The sequence below is a fragment of the Saccharomonospora sp. NB11 genome (assembly GCF_015910535.1).
GTDB lineage: Bacteria > Actinomycetota > Actinomycetes > Mycobacteriales > Pseudonocardiaceae > Saccharomonospora.
Map to the genome: position 1 here is coordinate 1 of NZ_JACBJG010000021.1, position 3380 is coordinate 3380.

The following is a 3380-nucleotide window of genomic DNA, read 5'->3' on the forward strand; positions in this document are numbered from 1 at the left end:
TGGCGCCGGACGCCGAGCTGGTGGTGGGCAAGGTCCTCGACGACGACGGCTTCGGCCAGGAGTCGTGGATTCTCGCCGGGATGGAGTGGGCGGCCGAGAACGCCTCCGTGGTCAACATGAGCCTGGGTGGTGACGCCACCGATGGCACCGACCCGATGTCGCTCGCCCTCAACGAACTCACCGAAAGCACCGGGGCGCTCTTCGTCGTCGCGGCGGGCAACATGGGTGCAGACGAGACCGTGGGCTCCCCGGGCAGTGCCGATGCCGCGTTGACGGTGGGTGCGGTCGCCAAGGACGACGAGCTGGCCGACTTCTCCAGCCGCGGCCCGCGTCTCGGTGACGGGGCCGTCAAGCCGGACGTGACCGCGCCGGGCGCCGACATCGTGGCTCCCATGGCCGAGGGCACCGCTCTGGGTACGCCCGTCGACGAGCGCTACGTCACGTTGTCGGGGACGTCGATGGCGACTCCGCACGTGGCGGGGGCGGCGGCGTTGTTGGCGCAGCAGCACCAGGACTGGGACGCCGACGAGCTCAAGGCGGCCCTGATCGGAAGCGCGCAGGCGCATCGCACTCTCTCGGTCTTCGAACAGGGCGCGGGCCGGATCGACGTGCCGAAGGCGTTGACCCAGTCGTTGCTCGCTTCGCCCGCCAGTCTGAGCCTGGGAATCGTGGAGTGGCCGCGCACCGACGACGAGCCCGTGCAGGAGACGATCACGTACACGAACGTCTCGGACACGGCCGTGACGGTGGACCTGCGCGCGACGCTGTCCGGTCCGGACGGAGCCGCACCCGAGGGCATGATCACTGTCGAGCCGTCGCGCCTCACTGTGCCCGCAGGCGAGTCGGCCGAGGCGACGGTCACGGTCGACACCCGAGTCGGCGGACCCGACGGCCGCTACGGCGGGGTCGTGACCGCGACGGCCGACGGCACCACGGTGACCACGCCGGTCGGCATCGAGCAGGAGGTCGAGAGCTACCGTCTCGACCTGACGGTGATCGACCACGACGGCACGGTGGCGACCAACCCGTACGTCATGCTCGCCGGACACGCCAAGCCGTGGTCGGAAGGCGGTTACCACGAGACGGGCGAAATCTCGTTGCGCCTGCCGAAGGACGACTACTTCCTGGCTGTGGAGATCAACGACGACTACACCGTCCCCGGCAGCACGTCGTTCTTCGAACCCCGGATCAGCCTGGACTCCGATCGCTCACTCGTCCTCGACGCCCGCGACGCCGTTCCGGTCGACGTGGTGTTGGACGAACCGGACGCCGAGATCGGCTACGCGGAGCTCGATGTCACCCTCCGCACCGAGGGACACCCGTACATCGGGTGGTTCGCCGGTGACTCCTCGCTGGAGGACACCTACGTCCGGCCCTCCGAGACTCGTCACGACGGGTTCGCTTTCTCGCTGAGGACCGAGCACGCGCGACCGGACGGTGACGGCGGCTTCGACGGCAGTCCGTTCACCTACCACCTGCGACACTCGGCGACGATCGCCGTGCCGGACGACCTCACCTACGAGGTCACGACCGCCGAGCTGGCGAAGGTCACCAGCGTGCACACCGACGGCGGGCCGGGGGTCGTGGGCTCGCGGGAGTTGGTGACGGGCGAGTTGCCGTTCACGCTCACCGAGTACTACACGCCGGGCGTGCGGTGGAACTCGATGCTGTGGTTGGGCGACAGTCCCGAGGCCGCGGGCGAGTTCTCCCTGTCCCACGTGGCGACCTTCGAGCCGGGGGACAACGGCGAGCTCCGGTGGAACACGCCGGTGTTCGGGCCCGCGTTCCCACCGGGATCACTGTGGGCGGTGCGCGACGACGACTCGCTGTTGGTGAGCCTGCCGCTGTACGGGCACTCGTTGTCCGGCGGCGGGGGATTCTCGATCACCGACTCGGGATTCACCGAGCTGTACCGCGACGGTGAACGACTGGCGCGCGAGGAGGAGCCGGGCTACGGGATCTTCGACGTCCCGGCGGAGCCGGGGCAGTATCGCCTCGTCGTCGAGTCCGAACGAGGCAGCCTGACGCCGTTGTCGCGCACGATCCGTGCCGAGTGGACCTTCCGGTCCGGACCGAGCGAGGCGGAGGTCGACTTGCCGTTGCTCGCGGTGCAGTTCGCGCCGGAACTGGGCGACGACCATGCCGGCGAGGTCGGTGAGGCCGTCCGAATACCCATCGCGGTGCACCGCAACGGCCTCACCGGGAAACCGGACCTGGCGTCGCTGAGCGTCGAAGTGTCGTTCGACGGCGGTGAGTCGTGGTCGACGACGCCGGTGACCGACGGGGCCGTGGTGGTCACCGCGCCGGACGGGGCGGAGGACGTGTCGCTGCGTGCGGTGGCGAAGGACGCCGACGGCAACGAGGTGACGCAAACGATTCTCGGCGCGTACCTGGTGACGTAACCACCCCGGCGTGTCCTCGGCCTGCGACACCGTGTCCTCGGCCTGCGCACACGTGTCCGCACCTCCCGTACGTGTCCGTCCGAAAAGGATGGACACGCGGGGAGGGGTGTCGGATCGTTCGGCCATCCGTCCGTCGGCCGAACGGCCGATGTCGTCGCGACGAGCTGGCCGTGCGGCTGGTCTTTCCCCCGCGTGACTCACGGCACTCTTCTCTTCACTCGCTGAATCTGAGGGGAGCGAAGACGTGCGGAAGAAATCGAGACCCGTCGGCGGGCTGGTGATGACGGCCCTGGGCGTGGTGACGCTCGTGACGGCAGGCACGGCCGTCGCGGTGGCACCCGCGCAGGCGCAGCCGTCGCCGTTCGTCGTCACGTCGGCGGGCGAGGGCGCGGTCAGCGTCACGCTCGTGACCGGCGACCGGGTCGACATCAGGGATGGCGTCGTCACCGACGTCGTGCTCGGCTCCGGACGGGAGGAGGTGGGCTACCGCCAGTACGTCGAGCACGGTGCGGTGTACGTCGTCCCGAACGACGCGGCTCCGTGGATCGCGAACGGCACGCTGGACAAGCGGCTGTTCGACGTGACGGCGCTCGTGAAGGCCGACTACCACGACGGTGCCCGCGACGACGTGCCCGTGATGGTGTCGTACCGGGAGGGGACGGTGTCCGCCGCCGGCGTCTCGGCGCGCATCACCGCCGACGGCGCGGCGGAGCAGGTTCGGTCGCTTGCGGCGATCGACGGTGCCGCGGTGGAGGCGGAGAAGGCGGAGGCGGAGACCTTCTGGGAGAACGTCCGCCCGATGCTGAAGCCGGGTGCGGAGATCGAGCATCTGTGGTTGGACGCGCCGGTGCAGGCGACGTTGGCGGAGAGTGTGCCGCAGATCGGTGCGCCGGAGGCGTGGGACAGCGGGCTGACCGGTGAGGGTGTGCGGGTCGCGGTGTTGGACACCGGCATCGACGCCGATCACCCGGACCTTGC

The 3380-nt window shown here is 69.8% G+C and carries 1 protein-coding gene and 1 pseudogene; both read left to right on the forward strand.

Annotated elements, in window-relative coordinates; genetic code table 11:
• Nucleotides 1-2402: S8 family serine peptidase (locus JAV51_RS20065; protein ID WP_197322307.1), on the forward strand; the 2402-nt coding region annotated here is incomplete at its 5' end.
• A 244-nt stretch (nt 2403-2646) separates the two neighbouring features.
• Nucleotides 2647-3380: pseudogene (locus JAV51_RS20070) on the forward strand (peptidase S8); the annotation flags it as partial.